Source organism: Stenotrophomonas sp. FR010 (assembly GCF_047520755.2).
GTDB classification, from domain to species: domain Bacteria; phylum Pseudomonadota; class Gammaproteobacteria; order Xanthomonadales; family Xanthomonadaceae; genus Stenotrophomonas; species Stenotrophomonas sepilia.
Window position 1 is genome coordinate 37,339 of the sequence record NZ_JAXBQT020000008.1, and the last position, 17,756, is coordinate 55,094.

Below are 17,756 nucleotides of genomic sequence, written 5' to 3' on the forward strand. Positions count from 1 at the left end.
CATCGGGCGGCTACCGCTTCAGAAGCGGTAGCGACCCTGCACGTAGAAGGTGCGCGGTGCGGCCACCATGCGGCCGGCGTTGCCATCGACGTTGCGGGTGTACCAGCGCGTGTCGGCCAGGTTGTTCACGCCCAGCGCGATCTCGCTGTCACCCAGGCCCGGCACCTGCCAGGCCACCTGCGCATTCCACAGGCGCACGCCCGGCACGCGGCCCACGCGCGCATCGGCGGTTTCTTCCCAGGTGTTGGCGGCATCGGAGAACTGGCCGCTCTGGTGGGTGCTGGAGACATTGAAGGTCCAGCCGGCCAGCGCGTAGCGGGCGCCGACGCTGTCGGTGTCGCGCGAGTAGAACGGCACGTCCAGGCCACGGTTGTCACCGGACTGCTGGACCGCCTTGGTCCAGGTGTAGTTGGCGTACAGCTCCAACCCGGCCAGCGCACTGTCCTCGGCGAAGTGGTACTCCACCGCGCTCTCCACGCCCTTGTGGTCGGTGGCGCCGATGTTCTGGAAGGTCGGCGGGGTGATGCCCGGCACCTGCAGGATCTGGTTGTCGAAGCGCATCTTGAACACGGTCACTTCCGCGCGCAGGGCGCCGTCCTGCCAGCGCGCGCCCAGCTCGGTGGTCCTGGCGATTTCCGGGTTCAGCGGGTTGCTGGCCGTCTGCGAATTGAGCTGGATGTTCTGCACCGGCCCGAACGAGGTGGTGTAGTTGCCGAACACGGTCAGCTGCGGAGTCAGCAGATAAGCGATGTTGAGCGAGGGCAGAGCCTTGTCGTTGCGGCTGCTGAAGGTCGCCGCGCCACCGGCCTGGCGGCGGTCCATGTCGATCCACTCCATGCGCACGCCCGGGGTGATCCGCCACTGGCCGATCGCGATGCGGTCGTCGATGTAGAACGCATGCGCATCGGTGGCGTTGTCGAAGCGGTTGGTGGCGCCGGCCACGCCGGTGCGGCGGGTGACGGTGTAGCTGCGGTCGTTGCCACGTTCGCGCAGGAAACGGTAGCCGGCGGTGATGTCGTGAACGCTTGCACCCCAATGCAGGCGCTGGGTGTAGCGCGGCTCGATGCCGAGCACGCGGTAGTCGCGCGGCTGCACGGTCAACTGGGTGTTGGCGGCGTTGATCAGCGAGCTGGCACGGGTGCTCTCGTTGTAATAAGCCAGCACCTCGAACTCGCTGTTGGCCGACAGCGTGTTGGTGTAGCCCAGGTCGATGCCGGTGCGGTGGCCCTTCCAGAAATCGGTGGGGCGGGTGTTCTGGAACGGATCGGCCTCGTACTGGTTGCGGGTCAGGCCGCCCGGGGTCAGCGAGCGCACATCGTAGTAGGACAGCTTGGCGCGCAGTTCCTGCTGCGCATCGATGGCGTAGGCGAACTTCAGCGCGAGATCATTGAAGCGGTCATCGCTGCCCCGGCGCCAGCCGCGACCATCCTGGCCGGAGTACAGCAGGGCCGCGCCCAGGCCATTGTCGCCGGTGCCGCCGAGGAAGGCGTTGTACTGGGTGCTGTCGCCGCCGCCGTGGTCGTAGGCGGTGTAGCGCACACCGGCTTCGCCATGCAGGCCGGTGCCGGTGGGAATGGCACGGGTACTGAAGTTGATGATGCCGCCCACGTTCTGCGGGCCGTAGCGTACCGCGCCGCCACCACGCACCACGTCGATCGATTCGATGTTTGACAGGCTGGCCGGCGCGAACGACAGCTGCGGCTGCCCATACGGCGCCACCGCCAGCGGCACGCCATCGAGCAGCACGGTCGAACGCGGCGAGTAGCGGCCGGTCAGGCCACGAACGCCGATGTTCAGCGACACGGAACTGCCGGCGGTGCCGGAGTTGTCGGTGACCTGCACGCCGGGGATGCGGCGCATGGCATCACCGATGCTGGCCGCGCCGCTGGCCTCGATGCGCTGGCGGTCGACCACCGTGCGTGCGCCGGCAAAGCGCTTGACGCTGTCATGCAGGCCGGTGCCGAGCCAGCTGCCCGAGACCTGGATGCTGTCCAGCGTAGCGGCGCTGTCCTGGGCAAGGGCGCGGGTGGCCGGAAGCAGGCACAGGGTGAGGGCAGCGGCCAGGGGCAGGCGGGCCGGTTGCAGGGCGTGGATGGCCATCGGTAGAGGTTGTGGAAGGTCGCAAATGAGAATTATTGCTGATTCCATTCGCTATTGGAATGCGCCCCCGGTTCATGCCCGTGCCCCGGTGATAGAGTGGGCGATTGTTTCCTGACCCGCTGAGATCCGCCATGTCCCAAGCCGCCTTCTACCCCGTCGGAACCCCTGGCCAACCGTGGGGAGCGGCGGAACGGGAGCTGTGGCGTGGCCGCCAGCAGCGCCTGCGTCGGTATGACAAGGAGGTGCTGCCGCGCATCGATTCGCTCGCATCGCGCTTCGACAAGGTGGCCTATGGCCAACTCGACTACGCCGGCGAGACCTATACCCTGTTTGCCCTGCGCAGCCGCGACTGGAACCCGGCGCTGCCGGCCGCACTGGTCACCGGTGGCGTGCACGGCTACGAGACCAGCGGCGTGATGGGCGCGCTGGAATTCCTCGAGAAGCACGCCGCCGACTATGCCGGCAAGGCCAACCTGCTGGTTGCGCCGTGCGTGAACCCGTGGGGTTTCGAGCGCATCAACCGCTGGAACTTCGATGCGATCGACCCGAACCGCAACTTCCGCGCCGATGGCCCGGCGCGTGAATCAACGGCGGTGATCGATCTGATCGCGCCGTACAAGGGCCAGTTCGTGCTGCACATCGACCTGCACGAAACCACCGACAGCGACGAGAGCGAGTTCCGCCCAGCGCTGGCCGCACGTGACGGCAAGCCGTTCGAGCCGGGCCTGATCCCTGATGGCTTCTACCTGGTGGATGACAGCGAGAACCCGCAGCCGGCCTTCCAGCAGGCGGTGATCGCTGCGGTGGAAAAGGTGACCCACATCGCCCCGGCCGACGACAAGGGCGAGATCATCGGCTCGCCGGTGGTGGCCCACGGCGTGATCGAGTATCCGCTGGTGAAGCTCGGACTGTGCGCGGGCATCACCGGTGCGAAGTTCACCACGACCACCGAGGTCTACCCGGACAGCCCACGGGCGACCCCGCAGCAGTGCAACGACGCGCAGGTGGCCGCGGTGTGCGCGGCGCTGGATTACGCGATCGCCCATCGTTGACCGGTAGTACCGGCCGCTGGCCGGCAACTGAAAAGGGGACGGAGGGGATCAAGTCGTTTGTGGCACAAACGACTTGATCCCCTCCGTCCCCTTTTTCGTGTCATCCCAACGCGTCGGCCCACCACAGTGCGGCCGGTCCCGGCGGCGCGTCGCGGCGCCAGAGCAGGTCGCTGTGGATGCGCCGCGGCCAGCCGGGCAGCGTCAGTTCCACCAGTCGCCCGCGGTCGTAACGCTGCACCAGTGCGCGGGGCAGTTCGGCCCAGCCGATGCCGTCCTCGGCCATCTCCATCACCATCAGATAGTCGGTGGCGGTCCAGGCCAGGCCGGTGACGATGTGGGATTGATCGACCTCCGCACTCAATCGCACCTGCCGGTGCCGCGCCAGCTGTGCGGCGCTGCGACGGCCGGCGCTGGCCAGTGGGTGCTCGCGCGCCACGTACACTGACAGTTCGCTGTGATGGGCCAACGGCCGGGCCATCAGGCCATCCGGATAGCTTTCCTGTTGCGGCAGCAGGCCCAGCGCGGCGCGGCCGCTGCCGACCAGCCCCAGCACGTCATCGCCTTCGGCATCCAGCCATTCCAGTTCGATCTCCGGGAATGCTTCGGCAAAGCGCTGCAGCACGCGCTGCTCCGGATCGAGCTGGTACACGTCGGAGAACACCACGGTCAGCCGCGCTTCGACCGGCGCGGCCAGGCGCACACTCAACTGCTGCAGGCGGGCATCGGCGGCGAGGATTTCCTGGGCATGGCCGAGGACCTGGCGCCCGGCCTCGGTCAACCGGGGGTAGCGCCCGCTGCGGTCGAACAGGCTCACCCCCAGGTCGGCCTCCAGATGGGCAATGGCGGTACTGACCGTTGACTGGGTCTTGCGCAGGCGGCGCGCCGCCGCTGAGAACGAGCCCAGCGCGGCGGCTTCCACGAAGGCCTGCAGGGATTCAGGGGAATAGGGCATTGATCCATCGCTCCTGTCGATGGGATCTATTTTGATGCCACCGTAAAAGGCGATGATACTGCCCGTCGTCGCCCCTGTCTGCGGGGCGTTCCGGACCCTCCACGCATGCCGTGGACCCATTGAGGAGGCGGCGCGGTCCCCGCCCTGTAAGGAGCTTCACATGTCCCGTACTGTTCCCGCCCGTGGCGCGCTGGCCGCCTGGGCCTGCCTGACCGTGGCGATCATCGCCGAGGTGGTCGGCACCTCGTTCATGGCCCATGCCGCCCGCGACGGCGGCTGGAGCGGCTACCTGATCATGGCCGGCGCACTGGCGCTGTCCTACTTCTTCCTGGCGCAGTCGGTGCGCCGCATCGCCGTGGGCGTGGCCTACGCGGTGTGGGAAGGCCTCGGCCTGACCCTGCTGACCGTGGTCGGCCTCACCGTGTTCGGTGAAAGCCTGTCGCTGCAGCAGCTGGCCGGTCTGGTGTTGGCGGTGGTCGGCATCGTCTGCGTCACCCTCGGGGAGGCGCACTGATGAATACCCTGGCCCTGTTTTTCGTGATCTGCTCGGCGTTGATCGACGTCGCCGCCAACATGATGGTGGCCAAGTCGGAAGGTTTCCGTCGTTGGCGCTGGGGCGTCGGCGCGATCGTCCTGGTCTGGATTGCCTTCGCCCTGCTGGGCCAGGCCGTACGCTACCTGGATCTGGCCACGGCCTATGCGATGTGGGGGGCGATCGGCGTGATCGGCACCGCCAGCTGCGGCCGCCTGTTGTTCGGTAACCGCCTGCGGCCGATCGGCTGGGTTGGCATCGCCCTGGTCACGGCGGCGGTACTGCTGCTCAGCACCGCCAAGTAGCAGCACGTCCGGTCGCGAGCGGGGCGGCGATGATGCAGCGATTTGCGAAGTCGCCCATGCTCATCGACACTGCGGTTTTCCACATGGAGTGCCCGCATGTTCAGCCACATCACCGTAGGAACGAACGACATGGATGCCGCACGTCGCTTCTACGACGCCCTGTTCGCCGCGATGGACGCGCGTGCGGGCGTGTTCGACGAGAAGGGACGGCTGCTGTACTTCAAGGATGGGCGGATGTTCGGTGTAACCGCGCCGATCGATGGGCAGCCAGCGTGCCATGCCAACGGTGGCACCATCGGTTTCAGTCTGGGCAGTGCAGAGGCCGTGCGTGCCTGGCAGGAAGCTGGAGTGGCTCACGGTGGCACCCCCATCGAAGATCCGCCCGGCGTCCGCAACATGTCCGGTCGGCAGGTGTTCCTGGCCTATCTGCGTGACCCGGATGGCAACAAGCTGTGTGCGGTGCATGTAATGTCGTGATCGGACAGGATGCGCGTGGCCGCGCCGCAGGCGGTGCGCGCGGCCCGTGCAAGCAAGGGTGCGTCGCAGCGCGCGCGTGATACCACGGAATGAGCGGACGGGCCTGCGACCACAGGCCGCAACTTCATGCTCTGTCCACTGCGGTTCAGCCAGAATCGGTCGGCTAACCCTTTGATCTACCGGAGAACGCCGCCCCATGGAAGTACTGGAGCCGCAACAATCCCCGGTGCGCACCCTTCGGCCTGTGTTCGCCTTCGCGGCGATCGTTGTCGTGGCGTTCGCGCTGTTCGTCAGCCTGTTCCCGCTCGGCGCGGGCCGCCTTCTGCTCAAGGCACAGGACTGGGCCGCCCTCAACGTCGGCTGGTACTACCTGCTGGCCATGACCCTGTACCTGGTGTTCGTGGTGGGCGTGGCGCTGTCCAAGTACGGTGGCATCAAGCTGGGTGCCGACCATGACGAGCCGGAGTTCAGTTACCTCTCATGGGCCGGCATGCTGTTCGCCGCCGGCATCAGCATCACCCTGTTCTTCTTCTGCGTATCCGAACCGCTGACCCACTACCTGCAGCCGCCGCAGGGCGATCCGGCCGCAGGCGAGGCTGGCGCGCGCCAGGCCATGCAGCTGCTGTTCCTGCACTGGGGCCTGCACGGCTGGGGCGTGTTCGCGCTGGCGGCGATGGCGATGGCCTACTTCGCCTATCGCCACAACCTGCCACTGGCCCTGCGCTCGGCGCTGTACCCGCTGATCGGCAAGCGCATCAATGGCCCGATCGGCTACACCGTGGATGCGCTGGGCATCGTCGCCACCGTATTCGGCATCGGTGCCGACATGGGCTTCGGCGTGCTGCACCTCAATGCCGGCCTCTCGCACCTGTTCGACATTCCGCACTCCAATCTGGTGCAGATCATCCTGGTGGTCAGCATGATGGGCGCGGCCGTGGCCGTGGCCGTGTCCGGCGTCGAGAAGGGCGTGCGCTGGATGGCCAACATCAACATGCTGCTGGCGATCGCGCTGGTGCAGTTCATGCTGTTCGCCGGGCCGACGCAGTACCTGTTCAGCACGCTGATGCAGAACCTGGGCGACTACCTGGGCAGCGTGATCGGCAAGAGTTTCGATGTGTACGCCTATGGCGGCCGACCGGAATGGCTGGGCGGCTGGACGGTGTTCTACTGGGCCTGGTGGATCGGCTGGGCACCGTTCGTCGGCCTGTTCATCGCGCGCATCTCACGTGGCCGCACCATCCGCGAATTCGTGTTCGGGGTGCTGCTGATCCCGCTCGGCTTCACCCTGGCCTGGCTGTCGATCTTCGGCAACAGCGCGCTGGACCAGGTGCTCCACCACGGCCAGCAGCAACTGGCGCAGCTGGCGGTGGATGACCCACCGACCGTGTTGTATGCACTGCTGGATGGCTACCCGTGGAGCCGCACGGTGATCGCGGTGACGGTGCTGGTGAGCTTCATCTTCTTCGTGACCTCCGCTGATTCGGGGGCGGTGGTGTTGTCCACGCTGTCGTCGCATGGTGGATCACCCGAAGACGATGGTCCGCGCTGGCTGCGGGTGTTCTGGGGCACAGTGATTGCGGTGCTGACCGCAGGGTTGTTGCTGGCCGGCAGCATCGATGCATTGAAATCGGCGGTGGTGCTGGCATCGCTGCCGTTCTCGGCGATCCTGCTGCTGATGATGTGGGGCCTGACCCGCGCGTTCAGTGACGAGTCGCACCGCAAGCGCGCGCTGCAGTACCGGCCGTCGCCGTTGATCGGAGACGATCGCCATCATCAGGGCTGGCGCCAGCGCCTGAGCCAGGCCATGCACTTCCCGGTGCGCGACCAGGTCTACCGCTTCATGGATGACACCGTGAAGCCGGCGATGGAGGCGGTGGCCGAACAGCTGCGCGGGCAGGGTTGGGATGTATCCACCCGCTTCGAGGCCGGCGACATGGAGCTGACGGTGAACCACGGCGAGCAGCAGGACTTCCTGTACCGGGTGATCCTGAGCGGTTACCTGACCCCGTCGTTCGCCGCACAGCAGCTGCGCAACCAGCGCTACTACCGCGCCGAGGTGCACCTGTTCGAAGGCAGCCAGGATTACGACCTGGTGGGCTACAGCCGCAAGCAGATCATCAACGACATCATCAGCCAGTACGAACGGCACCTGCAGTTCCTGCACCTGAGCAGGTGATGCGGTGGGTGCGGACCGTTGGTCCGCACACCTCTGTAGAGCCGAGCCCATGCTCGGCTTCCTGTTGCCGAAGAGCAGCCGAGCATGGCCCCGGCTCTACAGCTGGCTTATCAGAACCGGTAGCGCGCACCCAGCGAGACGAACTGTCCGCGCAGGTTGTACTGGCTGATGTCGAAGCCGTTGGAACCGCCAGCCGGATCGAACGGCGGATCCTTGTCGGTCAGGTTCAGCACCGACAGCGACAGCGTGGTATTCGGAATTCCCTCGTACGCCACGTAAAGGTCCAGCTGGTGATACGGCTTGACGCGGTCACGCAGCCCCGGATTGCTGGTCGCCGTCGCCACGCGCTGGTCGTAGCCGCTCACGTACTGCAGGCTCAGCGTGCTGCTCCAGTCACCGACCGCCCAGTTCAGCGACGTGGTGCCGCGCGTACGCGGCAGCGCGCCGTGGCGGTTGTTGCCGGCCCCGTCATAGGGCGACTGGCCGGCCACCAGCGGCTGCTTGAAACTGAGCAGGTGGGTCCAGCTGCCGGCCACGGTGAAGTTGCCCCAGCCGTCGGTACGGAAGGTGCGGCTGGCGTCCAGATCCAGCCCCGAAGTGGTCAACTCCCCTTGGTTGGCGTACTGGTTGGTGATGAACTGGATGCGTCCCTGCGCATCACGTTGCACGCGGCCCGGGAACCGGGTCGGGTTGTCGACGATGAACTGCGCGCTGTCCGGCTTGACCAGGTTGTCCTGCTCGATGCGGTACCAGTCCAGGCCGATGCTGGTATCACCATCCGGAGACCACACCGCACCCACGTTGAAGTTGCGCGAGCGTTCGGCCTTCAGGTCGGGGTTGCCGGTGCGGATGTTGGTGACGCCACGGCTGCCGCCGGGCTGCAGCGGATCCAGCGGATCGATCACCGAGCCATAGCTGACGGTCTGGCCGGGTGCGATTTCCGGCAGCGACGGTGCACGGAAGCCGCGCGAGAACGAGCCGCGCAGCAGCAGGCTGTCCAGCGGCTGCCAGCGAAGCGCCACCTTCGGCGAGAACGCCTCGCCGAAGTCGTCGTAGTGGTCGCCACGGCCGGCCACCTGCAGTTCCAGCGTGCGGTGCAGAGGTACGCTCAGTTCGGCGTAGGCGGCGCTGACCTGGCGCTCGCCGTTCACCACGTTGATGGCCGGGCGCAGTTCGGTGCCCGACAGCACCTGCGCGCTGGTGCGCGCGTCAAGCGATTCCTTGCGGAACTCGGCACCCCAGGCGAAGCCGACCGCACCGGCCGGCAGCTCCCACAGCGAGGTCGAGGCCTTCACGTTCAAGGAGTGCAGCCTGTACCAGCCCGGGCGCTTGGTCTGCAGGCGCAGTGCATCCAGCGCGCCCGGCGTGGCGGACGGGTTGAGGAAGTTGTAGCTTCCGTCGCGCAGGATCTGTTCGAACGCATAGCGGTTGACGAAATTGTCGACGTACTCGCGCTGCGCACTTTGCGAGGTCAGCGCCGCGACTTCCCAGTCCCAGCGTTCACCGCTGCCGCGCACGCCGGCCAGGGCACGGTAGAACACCTGCGTGTTGTCCTTCAGGCGCGGGCCGAGATCGAAGAAGGTGTACTCGAACGGCAGCGGCGTGCTGCCCGGATTGTTGGGATGGCCGACCGGCAGCACCGCCGGCACATCGATCAGCGTGCCGCTGGCCGGGTTGTAGGCGCGCAGGCCGGGGCCGACGGTCAGCGGCGCGCTGAAGATCTGGTCGGCCTTGTTGTGGCTGTACAGCACATCGGCGAAGGCCTCCACGCTGTCATTGAAGCGGTAGGTTGCACTCAACGAGGCCTGCAGGCGCTCGGCGCCGGGTTGCAGGGTCTTGAACGGCTGCGCATTGAAGGCGCAGGCCTGGCCGGGCAGGGTACTGCCGAAGTCGCTGTACGGGCGCAGCTGCCTGCCCTCGGGGCAGTTGGCGAACGGCTGAGGTGCACGTGGGTTGGACAGCCAGTTGCCACCGGCGGTGGACCAGCCGGCCAGGCGTCCGCCGGGCTTGTCGCGGAAATCGCCGCTGCGGGTATAGGCGCGCTGGTCGGCGTCGAGGCGATCGCGCTTGAGCAGGTCCAAGCCGAACAGCACGTTCCAGCCCTGCTGCTCCAGGTCGCCGAAGCCGGCCAACAGGTTGGCCTTGCGTTCGTTCAAGCCGCCCTGGGTGGCGGTACCGAAGCCGCCACCGACTTCCACGCCCTGGAAGTTCCTGCGCAGGATGATGTTGATGACCCCGGCGATGGCATCGGAACCGTACACCGCCGAGGCGCCGTCCTTGAGCACTTCGATGCGCTCGACGGCGCTGATCGGCAACGCGTTGAGGTCGACGAACGTGTCCTGGGTATTGAGTGCGAAGCCGAAGTTGGACACGCGGTAGCCGTTGACCAGCACCAGCGTGTTCTTCGGTGACAGGCCACGCAGGCCGATCGAGGCAGAGCCGGCGGCGAAGCTGCCCGTGTACTGCTCGTCGAAGCTGTTGCCGGCATTGGCCGACAGATTGCGCAGCACGTCGGTGAGGGTGGAGCGGCCGGTCTGCTCGATCTGTTCGCGGCTGACGATCTGCACCGGGTTCGGCCCGGCGGTGTCGCTGCGTTTGATGTTGGAGCCGGTCACCAGCACGGTGCCGAGGGTGGTGCTGTCCTTGCCGGTATCGGCCGATTCAGCGGCGCCGGCAGCGCCGGCGGTGAGGCTCAGCGCAATGGCGCCGGCTAGCAGGTTCAGGGTGGTGCGGTACATGGAAGCGACAACGCCAAACGGGGGAGGAGCCGTCAGTACCGCACGCAGGTACATGCGCCTTCCAATGACGAAAGCGCATTCAGTTATACAGCACAGGTTCTTAATGAACGGAGCGAGGAGTGCGGAGCATTTGGTCCGCACGCTCCTGTAGAGCCGAGCCTACGTTCGGCTGCGCACACTGACCGCAAAGCAGCCGAGCATGGCTCGGCTCTACAGAAGGCAATGCCAGCCCATCACGGCCGCAGCAGCACCTTGCCGTTGCGGCCCGAGCCTCCTGCGACCTTCGCTGCCTGGGCGATGTCGTCCAGCGCGAAGATCTGCTCCACCGGCAGCGTCAGCTCGCCGCCAGCAGCACGCTTCAGCAGCTCGCCCACCAGCCGGCGCTTGTCCTCCACCGCCATCGCCTGGCTGACCTTGCTGCCCCAGAAGCCCTTCACCGTCGCTTCCTTGTAGATCAGGCCGCCGGCCGGGATGCGCATCGGTTCGCCGCTCATCACCCCGAACGACACCAGCGTGCCGTTGTGGCCGAGCAGGTCGACCAGGTCACCGCTGGCGTCGCCGCCGATGGAATCCACGGCGGCCGCCGCCTGTGCTTCGCCGGTCGCTTCACGAACGCGATCCTTCCACCCGTCCAACGAGGTGTCGAACACATGATCGATGCCCAGCGCCTGCAACTGCGCCACGGCAGCGGCGTTGCGCACCAGGTTGGCCACATGCACGCCACGCGCCTTTGCCAGCATCGCCAGCGACTTGCCGACCGCGCCGTTGGCGGTGTTCTGCACGATCCACTGGCCTGCTTCGACGTGCAGGAACTCCAGCAGCATCAGCGCGCTCAGCGGCATGGCGATCAGCTGTGCGGCCATCTCGTCCGGGATCGCCTCCGGCATCGTAATCACCATGCGTGCCGGTGCAATGAACGCTTCGGCCCAGGTACCGTGCACCGAGGCGGCGGCAACCCGCTGACCGATCTGCAGGCCGTCCACGCCATCGCCGAGTGCATCGACCACGCCCAGTGCTTCACTGCCACCGATCGCAGGCAGTGTCGGCTTGTACCCGTAGAGGCCACGCACGGTCAGCAGGTCGTGGTTGTGGATCGAGGCCAGCACGGTGCGGATGCGCACCTCGCCGGGACCGGGCTCGGGCAGGGCGGCATCGGCAATGGCGAGGACGTCGGCCGGGTTGCCGAAGGAGGAGTACTGGGCAGCGCGCATGGACGGTGTTCCGGGGAAAGTGGATGTTGTACCGAACTGGGGACGCAGGGCATGTCGACAAGGCGTCGCTGCTGCAACACGGCATCCTGCGACTGATCGTCGCGGCATGTCGTGATTACCGCATCTTGTGTTGACGGTGCGCGTCATCCCCACTATGTTGTGGCCGTCACTCCCGGTCAGCCGCCGCCGCCGGACATGCAGCAAACGTCCCGCGGCCCGCCCCTGAAGGCTTGCCGTGTCGACGCGGCCGCCATCGTGCGGACGCAGGTCGCCCCCCACGGCCCGGATACCGGCCGCAGGCGCAGGCAGATGCCGACGACCTACGTTCCCGCACCCTGGCAATCCACCCGTTCGCCCCGTGCGCCGGTATCGCGTCCAGGGCCGCCATGGCATCGAGCGCCAATGCGCGTGCGAGCCTGGAGTTTCACCACCATGACCGACAGTACCTTCCGCGTGACCGATCCGGCCGGCGCTGGCGACGCCTTGCGCGCCGGTGGCGAGCGCGTACCGACCTGGATCACCAAGGAGGCCGGCAACCGCCGCCTGCCGTTCGACGCCGAGCGCCTGCAGCGCAGCATCGATGCCGTGCATGCCGAGTTCCCGCAGCTGGATGTGAGCGACTACCGCCGCGTGGTGCAGGCAATGGTCGAGCGCAAGCCCAGCATCAGCGCCGATGACCTGGTCGATCTGTTGATCCGCGAGGCCGAATCGCGGGTGGACCTGGTCGCGCCCGAGTGGGAACAGTTCGCCGCGCGCATCTACCTGCGCCGCCTGTACAAGCGTGCCAGCCGCAACCGCTTCTACGATGTCAGCCTGAAGTACGGCTCTTACGTGGGCCTGCAGGAAAGCCTGGCTGACCGCGGCATCTACAGCAACGACATCCTGCGCTGCTATTCGAAGGAAGAGCTGCAGCAGGCCGGTGAGATGATCGATCCGGAACGCGACCGCCTGTTCGCCTACAACGGCCTGTACCTGCTGGCCACCCGCTATCTGGCCAGCGACCGCAGCCGCGAGGTCTATGAACTGCCGCAGGAGCGCTGGCTGACCATTGCGCTGTACCTGATGCAGGAGGAAAAGCCGCGCGAACGCCGCATGCAGCTGGTCGGCGAGGCGTACTGGGCGCTGTCCAACCTGTACATGACGGTGGCTACGCCGACCCTGGCCAACGCCGGCAAGGTGGGCGGCCAGCTGTCCAGCTGCTTCATCGACACGGTGGACGACAGCCTGCAGGGCATCTATGACTCCAACACCGATATCGCGCGCGTGTCCAAGCACGGCGGCGGTGTTGGCGCCTACCTGGGCTACGTGCGCAGCAGCGGTGCGCCGATCCGCGGCGTGGCCAATTCCTCCGGTGGCGTGGTGCCGTGGATCAAGCAGCTCAACAACACGGCGGTGTCGGTTGATCAGCTTGGCCAGCGCAAGGGCGCGGTGGCGGTGTACCTGGACATCTGGCACCGCGACATCGAAGCCTTCATGGACCTGCGCCTCAACAACGGTGACCAGCGCCTGCGCGCGCACGATGTGTTCACCTCGGTGTGCGTACCCGACCTGTTCATGGAAGCGGTCGAGCGCCGCGCCGACTGGTACCTGTTCGACCCGCACGAGGTGAAGCAGGCCAAGGGCTGGTACCTGCAGGACTTCTACGATGAGAAGCGCGGTTCGGGCAGCTTCCGCGACCGCTATGCCGAGCTGGTGGCCGATGAGCGCATCAGCCGCCGAACGGTGAAGGCCATTGATCTGTTCAAGCGGATCATGCTCAGCCAGCTGGAGACCGGCAACCCGTTCCTGTTCTACCGCGACGAGGTCAATCGCAGGAATCCGAACAAGCACGCAGGCATGATCTATTCCAGCAACCTGTGCACCGAGATCCTGCAGAACATGAGCCCGACGCGGATGATCCAGGAGATCGTCAGCGGCGACCAGATCGTCACCACGCGCCGCGCCGGTGACTTCGTGGTCTGCAACCTGTCCTCGATCAACCTCGGCCGGGCAATCAGTGCGCCGGATGACCTGCTGGCCACCGATGTGCTGGAGCGCCTGATCCCGATCCAGGTACGCATGCTCGACAACGTGATCGACCTCAATGCGTTGCCGGTGCCGCAGGCCACGATCACCAACCGCAAGTACCGCGCCATCGGCCTGGGCACGTTCGGTTGGCACCACCTGCTGGCGCAGCAGGCGATCCAGTGGGAATCTCCGGATGCCGAAGAATTGGCCGACCGTCTCTACGAACGCATCAACTTCCTGACCATCCAGGCCAGCGCGCAACTGGCGCAGGAGAAGGGCAGCTACCCGATGTTCGCGGGCAGCGACTGGCACAACGGGCGCTACTTCCGTGACCGCGACTACACTGGCGCCGCATGGGACAGCCTGGCCCGCGAGGTCGCCACGCACGGCCTGCGCAACGGATGGCTGCTGGCCGTGGCGCCGAACATGAGCACCGCGCAGATTGCCGGTTCCACCGCTTCGATCGACCCGATCTACAGCGCGTTCTACTACGAGGAGAAGAAGGACTTCCGGCGGCCGGTGGCAGCACCGGGACTGTCGCTGGAGACCTGGCCGTACTACGAGAAGGGCGCCTACAAGGTCGACCAGTTCGCCAGCGTGCGCCAGAACGCGCGCCGCCAGCGGCATGTCGACCAGTCGATCAGTTTCAACCTGTACGTGCCCAGCACCATCCGTGCGAGCACGCTGCTGGAGCTGCACCTGAGCGCCTGGCGCGAAGGCCTGAAGACCACCTACTACGTGCGCTCCAACGACATCGACATCAGCGAATGCGAGTGGTGTTCAAGCTGACCGCTGCGACCGCTGTAGAGCCGAGCCCGCGCTCGGCTCAGACGCGAAGAACAGCCGAGCGCGGGCTCGGCTCTACATCCGCAACGCACGTAACACGAAGGCAGACGACCATGGCAACCCCCCTCGATCGCATCAGGATCCTCGAACCACGCCATCCCAACCGCAGCACCGGCATCATCAACGGCCAGACCAGCGGCATCCTCAACTGGAACGATATCCCGTACCCGTCGTTCTATCGGGCCTACAAGGAGCTGTCGACCAACTTCTGGATTCCCGACGAAGTGGACATGAAGCTGGATGCGCGCCAGTACGGCGAGCTGTCAGGGCGCGAAAAGAACGCCTACGATTCAATCATCGGCCTGCTGGCCACGCTGGATTCACCGCAGACGCGCTTCATCTACAACGTGGCCGAGTACATCACCGACCCGGCCGCGCATGCCAACGCAGCCATCATCGGCCAGCAGGAAGTGATCCACAACGAGAGCTACAGCTACGTGCTGGCCTCGATCACCGACCTGCCGAACCAGAACCGGATCTTCGAGATCGCCCGCACCCACCCGACCATCATCAAGCGCAATGCCCCAATCATGGGCGCGTATGACGATTTCATGCGCGAGAGGACCGCCGAGACCCTGCTCAAGTCGTTGATCCAGTCGTCGATCCTGGAGGGCATCAATTTCTATTCCGGGTTCGCGTACTTCTACAACATGGTGCGGCAGAACCGCATGAACGGTACCGGCAAGATCATCAGCTTCATCAATCGCGACGAGCTGGCGCATACCAAGTTCATCAGTGAGCTGATCCGCGCCATCATCGGCGAGAACCCGGAGCTGCAGACCAACGAGCTGACCGCCTATGTGCACCAGTCATTCGAACATGCCATCGAACTTGAGACGCAGTGGTCGTCAGAGGTGCTGGATGGCATCGATGGCATCGACGTGGACGAGATGGTGCGCTACGTGAAGTACCGCGCCAACAAGATGGCCGGCATGCTCGGCATCGAGCGCCTGTACTGCGACACCACCGACAACGTGATGCCTTGGATCAGGGCCTACGCCGACAACTTCACCGAGACCAAGACCGACTTCTTCGAGATGCGCAATGCAAGTTACAAGAAGACCAACGTCGACAACGGCTTCGACGACCTCTGAGCCCGGCACCGCGCTGAGCATCCTGATGGTGGTCGCCTCCTTGAGCGGCAACACCCGCGAGCTCGGCCGGCAGATCGCCGAGCGCTGCCGCACCGCAGGTCATGCGGTGCACTGGCAGGAGGCCGACGACCTGCGGCAGGCGCCGCCGCTGGCTGCCGGCGAGGCCGACCTGGTGCTGCTGGGCTGCTGGACCGACAACGCCGGGCGCACGCCAGCGGAGATGAAGGCGTGGGTGGCTGGCATTGCCGAGCGCGGTCAGCAGCCACGCCAGCTGGCGGTGTTCGGCACCGGCGAAACGCAGTGGGGGCAGGAGTACTACTGTGGTGCCGTGCACCGGCTGATCCGCTATTTCCGCAGCGACTACCCGCCGCTGGAGATCGAACAGATGCCGCATGGCGAGCGTCATGCCGAAGCCATCGACGCCTGGACCGATGCGGTCCTGGCCCACTACTGGAGCAACCACGATGCAGATCATCGACGCCACCACGCCTGAGCAGTTCCAGCAGCTGCTGGCCGAGCACCCGCGGGTGCTGGTGGATTTCCACAAGGACCAGTGCCCCGGGTGCCGGATGCTGGAAGTGTCGCTGCACCGCGTGGCCAACAGCGTGGCGGGGCAGGGCACCACCTTGCTTCGCGTGCAGCTGGAAGTGCTGGGTGAGGCGTTCTTCAGGGAACTGGGGCTGCGGCAGACGCCGACGCTGTCCCTGTTCCGTGATGGTAACGAACGCACGCGCCTGGCCGGGTTCCAGTCGCCGCAACAGATCGAGGCCGCGATCGCGCTGCATCTGTAGAGCCGAGCCATGCTCGGCTGCTGTTCGTGCCGGGTGCGATGAGTCGAGCATGGCTCGACTCTACAGCGGCGCCCTGGCATTTCACGCTATGCGCCGTTGAAGGTATCCACCAGCAGCTTCACGTTCAACACCACGATCACCAGCGCGATCACCCAGGCGATCGCGCCCAGCCAGCGCGGGGCCACCAGCGCCCCCATCGTCACCTTGTCGGTCACGATCCGTACCAGCGGGATGATCGCGAACGGCAGCTGCATTGACAGCACCACCTGGCTCAGCACCAGCAGCTTCACCGCGCCCTGGTCGCCGAACAGCAGGATCACCACCACCACCGGAATGATCGCCAGTGCGCGGGTGATCAGCCGTCGCAGCCACGGCGGCATTCGCAGGTGCAGGAAACCTTCCATCACGATCTGGCCGGCCAGCGTCGCGGTCACCGTCGAGTTCAGGCCGGAGGCCAGCAACGCGATCGCAAACAACGTCGCCGCCGCGCCCACGCCCAGCATCGGCGCCAGCAGCTGGTGCGCCTGCTCGATGTCTTCCACGTCGAAACGACCATTGGCATGGAACACCGCCGCCGCCAGGATCAGGATGCTGGCGTTGATGAACAATGCGAGTGTCAACGCGAGAGTGCTATCGGTAACCGCCCAGCGCAGCGCACTGCGGCGGCCTTCATTGGTACGCGGGTAGGCGCGGGTCTGCACGATGGACGAATGCAGGTAGAGATTGTGCGGCATCACCGTGGCACCGATGATGCCGATCGCGATGTACAGCGCGTGCGGATCGGTCACCACCTGCGCGCGCGGAATGAAGCCTCCCAGCACCGCCATCACTGGCGGCGCAGCCATCGCGATCTGCACCACGAAGCAGGCGAAGATCACCATCAGCAGCGCGATCACGAAGGCTTCCAGCGCACGGAAGCCGCGGTTCATCAGCAGCAGCACCAGCAGCGTATCCAGCGCAGTGATCACCGCGCCCCAGAGCAGTGGCAGGTCGAACAGCAGCTTCAGCGCGATCGCGGTGCCGATCACCTCGGCCAGGTCGCAGGCGATGATCGCCGCCTCGCACAGCGCCCACAGCGCCAGGTTCACCGGCTTCGGGTAGCGGGCGCGGCAGGCCTGCGCGAGGTCCATGCCGGTGGCGATGCCGAGCCGTGCCGACAGCGCCTGCAGGATCACCGCCATCAGGTTGGAAATGAGGATGACCGACAGCAACAGGTAGCCGAAGCGCGAACCGCCGGCGAGGTCGGTGGCCCAGTTGCCTGGGTCCATGTATCCGACCGAGATCATGTAGCCCGGACCAAGGAAGGCCAGCAGGCGGAACCACCAATGGCCCTTGTCGGGCACCGCGACCGAGGCGTTGAGCGCACCCAGGCTGGCCGGAGTGGAGGCCGAAGGGTCGCGGGGCGCCAGGGTGTTCATGGGTCCGAATATAGCTCCTGCTATAGTCATTAGCAATGTGAAACAATCGTCTTTATC

Annotated in this window: 14 protein-coding genes; 9 read left to right on the plus strand and 5 right to left on the minus strand. The window is 66.0% G+C overall.

The features are described from left to right. Positions 1–18: 18 nt before the first annotated feature. Positions 19–2,100 carry a TonB-dependent receptor family protein gene (locus tag ACM0PK_RS09220; protein ID WP_414607580.1) on the minus strand — a complete coding sequence of 694 codons (2,082 nt, stop codon included), beginning with the start codon at positions 2,098–2,100 and terminating at the stop codon, positions 19–21. Positions 2,101–2,231: 131 nt separating this feature from the next. Between ACM0PK_RS09220 and ACM0PK_RS09225 the strand changes: the two genes are divergently transcribed. Beyond that, on the plus strand, positions 2,232–3,152 hold the full coding sequence (locus ACM0PK_RS09225) for a M14 family metallopeptidase (protein WP_180885381.1): 921 nt from the start codon (positions 2,232–2,234) through the stop codon (positions 3,150–3,152). A 100-nt stretch (positions 3,153–3,252) separates the two neighbouring features. Here the strand turns inward: ACM0PK_RS09225 and ACM0PK_RS09230 are convergent, their stop codons facing one another. Then, on the minus strand, positions 3,253–4,104 hold the full coding sequence (locus tag ACM0PK_RS09230; protein WP_414607581.1) for a LysR family transcriptional regulator: 852 nt from the start codon (positions 4,102–4,104) through the stop codon (positions 3,253–3,255). Between the two features lie 160 nt (positions 4,105–4,264). Here ACM0PK_RS09230 and ACM0PK_RS09235 point away from each other — a divergent pair, with 160 nt between their 5' ends. The 4 genes from ACM0PK_RS09235 (at position 4,265) to betT (ending at position 7,594) form a co-directional block, all read left to right on the plus strand. Further along, complete coding sequence (locus ACM0PK_RS09235; RefSeq protein ID WP_414607582.1) at positions 4,265–4,618, plus strand: SMR family transporter; 354 nt, start codon at positions 4,265–4,267, stop codon at positions 4,616–4,618. Beyond that, on the plus strand, positions 4,618–4,941 hold the full coding sequence (locus ACM0PK_RS09240) for a DMT family transporter (protein ID WP_180885375.1): 324 nt from the start codon (positions 4,618–4,620) through the stop codon (positions 4,939–4,941). Before ACM0PK_RS09235 ends, ACM0PK_RS09240 begins: the two co-directional genes overlap by 1 nt. A gap of 96 nt (positions 4,942–5,037) precedes the next feature. Then, complete coding sequence (locus ACM0PK_RS09245; protein ID WP_414607583.1) at positions 5,038–5,418, plus strand: VOC family protein; 381 nt, start codon at positions 5,038–5,040, stop codon at positions 5,416–5,418. A gap of 196 nt (positions 5,419–5,614) precedes the next feature. Continuing rightward, on the plus strand, positions 5,615–7,594 hold the full coding sequence (gene betT, locus ACM0PK_RS09250) for a choline BCCT transporter BetT (protein ID WP_414607584.1): 1,980 nt from the start codon (positions 5,615–5,617) through the stop codon (positions 7,592–7,594). Between the two features lie 110 nt (positions 7,595–7,704). Here betT and ACM0PK_RS09255 read toward each other — a convergent pair whose 3' ends face one another. Together ACM0PK_RS09255 and ACM0PK_RS09260 are read right to left on the minus strand one after the other, a co-directional pair. After that, positions 7,705–10,332, minus strand: a complete 2,628-nt coding sequence (locus ACM0PK_RS09255; RefSeq protein ID WP_414607585.1) for a TonB-dependent receptor — start codon at positions 10,330–10,332, stop codon at positions 7,705–7,707. A 233-nt stretch (positions 10,333–10,565) separates the two neighbouring features. Next, positions 10,566–11,543: a zinc-binding dehydrogenase gene (locus ACM0PK_RS09260; protein ID WP_414607586.1), complete on the minus strand. Its 978-nt coding sequence runs from the start codon at positions 11,541–11,543 to the stop codon at positions 10,566–10,568. A 432-nt stretch (positions 11,544–11,975) separates the two neighbouring features. Between ACM0PK_RS09260 and ACM0PK_RS09265 the strand changes: the two genes are divergently transcribed. The 4 genes from ACM0PK_RS09265 to ACM0PK_RS09280 all read left to right on the plus strand — a co-directional run bounded on the left by ACM0PK_RS09265 (position 11,976) and on the right by ACM0PK_RS09280 (position 16,281). Further along, entirely contained in the window at positions 11,976–14,339 is a 2,364-nt protein-coding gene (locus ACM0PK_RS09265; RefSeq protein ID WP_414607587.1) for a ribonucleoside-diphosphate reductase subunit alpha, read from the plus strand. Positions 14,340–14,449: 110 nt separating this feature from the next. Continuing rightward, a complete protein-coding gene (locus ACM0PK_RS09270; protein WP_414607588.1) occupies positions 14,450–15,490 on the plus strand; it encodes a ribonucleotide-diphosphate reductase subunit beta in 1,041 nt (346 codons plus the stop codon). A 25-nt stretch (positions 15,491–15,515) separates the two neighbouring features. Beyond that, on the plus strand, positions 15,516–15,983 hold the full coding sequence (locus ACM0PK_RS09275; RefSeq protein ID WP_414607589.1) for a flavodoxin: 468 nt from the start codon (positions 15,516–15,518) through the stop codon (positions 15,981–15,983). Beyond that, positions 15,955–16,281, plus strand: a complete 327-nt coding sequence (locus tag ACM0PK_RS09280) for a thioredoxin family protein (protein ID WP_005416939.1) — start codon at positions 15,955–15,957, stop codon at positions 16,279–16,281. The genes ACM0PK_RS09275 and ACM0PK_RS09280 overlap by 29 nt, the downstream gene beginning before the upstream one ends. Positions 16,282–16,367: 86 nt before the next feature. Here the strand turns inward: ACM0PK_RS09280 and ACM0PK_RS09285 are convergent, their stop codons facing one another. Beyond that, entirely contained in the window at positions 16,368–17,699 is a 1,332-nt protein-coding gene (locus ACM0PK_RS09285; RefSeq protein WP_053500922.1) for an Nramp family divalent metal transporter, read from the minus strand. Positions 17,700–17,756: the final 57 nt, after the last annotated feature.

Coding starts and splice junctions, on each gene's coding strand:
- betT (WP_414607584.1), top strand. CDS start 5,615: ATGGAAGTACTGGAGCCGCAACAATCCCCGGTGCGCACCCTTCGGCCT.
- ACM0PK_RS09265 (WP_414607587.1), top strand. CDS start 11,976: ATGACCGACAGTACCTTCCGCGTGACCGATCCGGCCGGCGCTGGCGAC.
- ACM0PK_RS09285 (WP_053500922.1), bottom strand. CDS start 17,699: ATGAACACCCTGGCGCCCCGCGACCCTTCGGCCTCCACTCCGGCCAGC.
- ACM0PK_RS09270 (WP_414607588.1), top strand. CDS start 14,450: ATGGCAACCCCCCTCGATCGCATCAGGATCCTCGAACCACGCCATCCC.
- ACM0PK_RS09230 (WP_414607581.1), bottom strand. CDS start 4,104: ATGCCCTATTCCCCTGAATCCCTGCAGGCCTTCGTGGAAGCCGCCGCG.
- ACM0PK_RS09280 (WP_005416939.1), top strand. CDS start 15,955: ATGCAGATCATCGACGCCACCACGCCTGAGCAGTTCCAGCAGCTGCTG.
- ACM0PK_RS09245 (WP_414607583.1), top strand. CDS start 5,038: ATGTTCAGCCACATCACCGTAGGAACGAACGACATGGATGCCGCACGT.
- ACM0PK_RS09225 (WP_180885381.1), top strand. CDS start 2,232: ATGTCCCAAGCCGCCTTCTACCCCGTCGGAACCCCTGGCCAACCGTGG.
- ACM0PK_RS09240 (WP_180885375.1), top strand. CDS start 4,618: ATGAATACCCTGGCCCTGTTTTTCGTGATCTGCTCGGCGTTGATCGAC.
- ACM0PK_RS09235 (WP_414607582.1), top strand. CDS start 4,265: ATGTCCCGTACTGTTCCCGCCCGTGGCGCGCTGGCCGCCTGGGCCTGC.
- ACM0PK_RS09275 (WP_414607589.1), top strand. CDS start 15,516: ATGGTGGTCGCCTCCTTGAGCGGCAACACCCGCGAGCTCGGCCGGCAG.
- ACM0PK_RS09255 (WP_414607585.1), bottom strand. CDS start 10,332: ATGTACCGCACCACCCTGAACCTGCTAGCCGGCGCCATTGCGCTGAGC.
- ACM0PK_RS09260 (WP_414607586.1), bottom strand. CDS start 11,543: ATGCGCGCTGCCCAGTACTCCTCCTTCGGCAACCCGGCCGACGTCCTC.
- ACM0PK_RS09220 (WP_414607580.1), bottom strand. CDS start 2,100: ATGGCCATCCACGCCCTGCAACCGGCCCGCCTGCCCCTGGCCGCTGCC.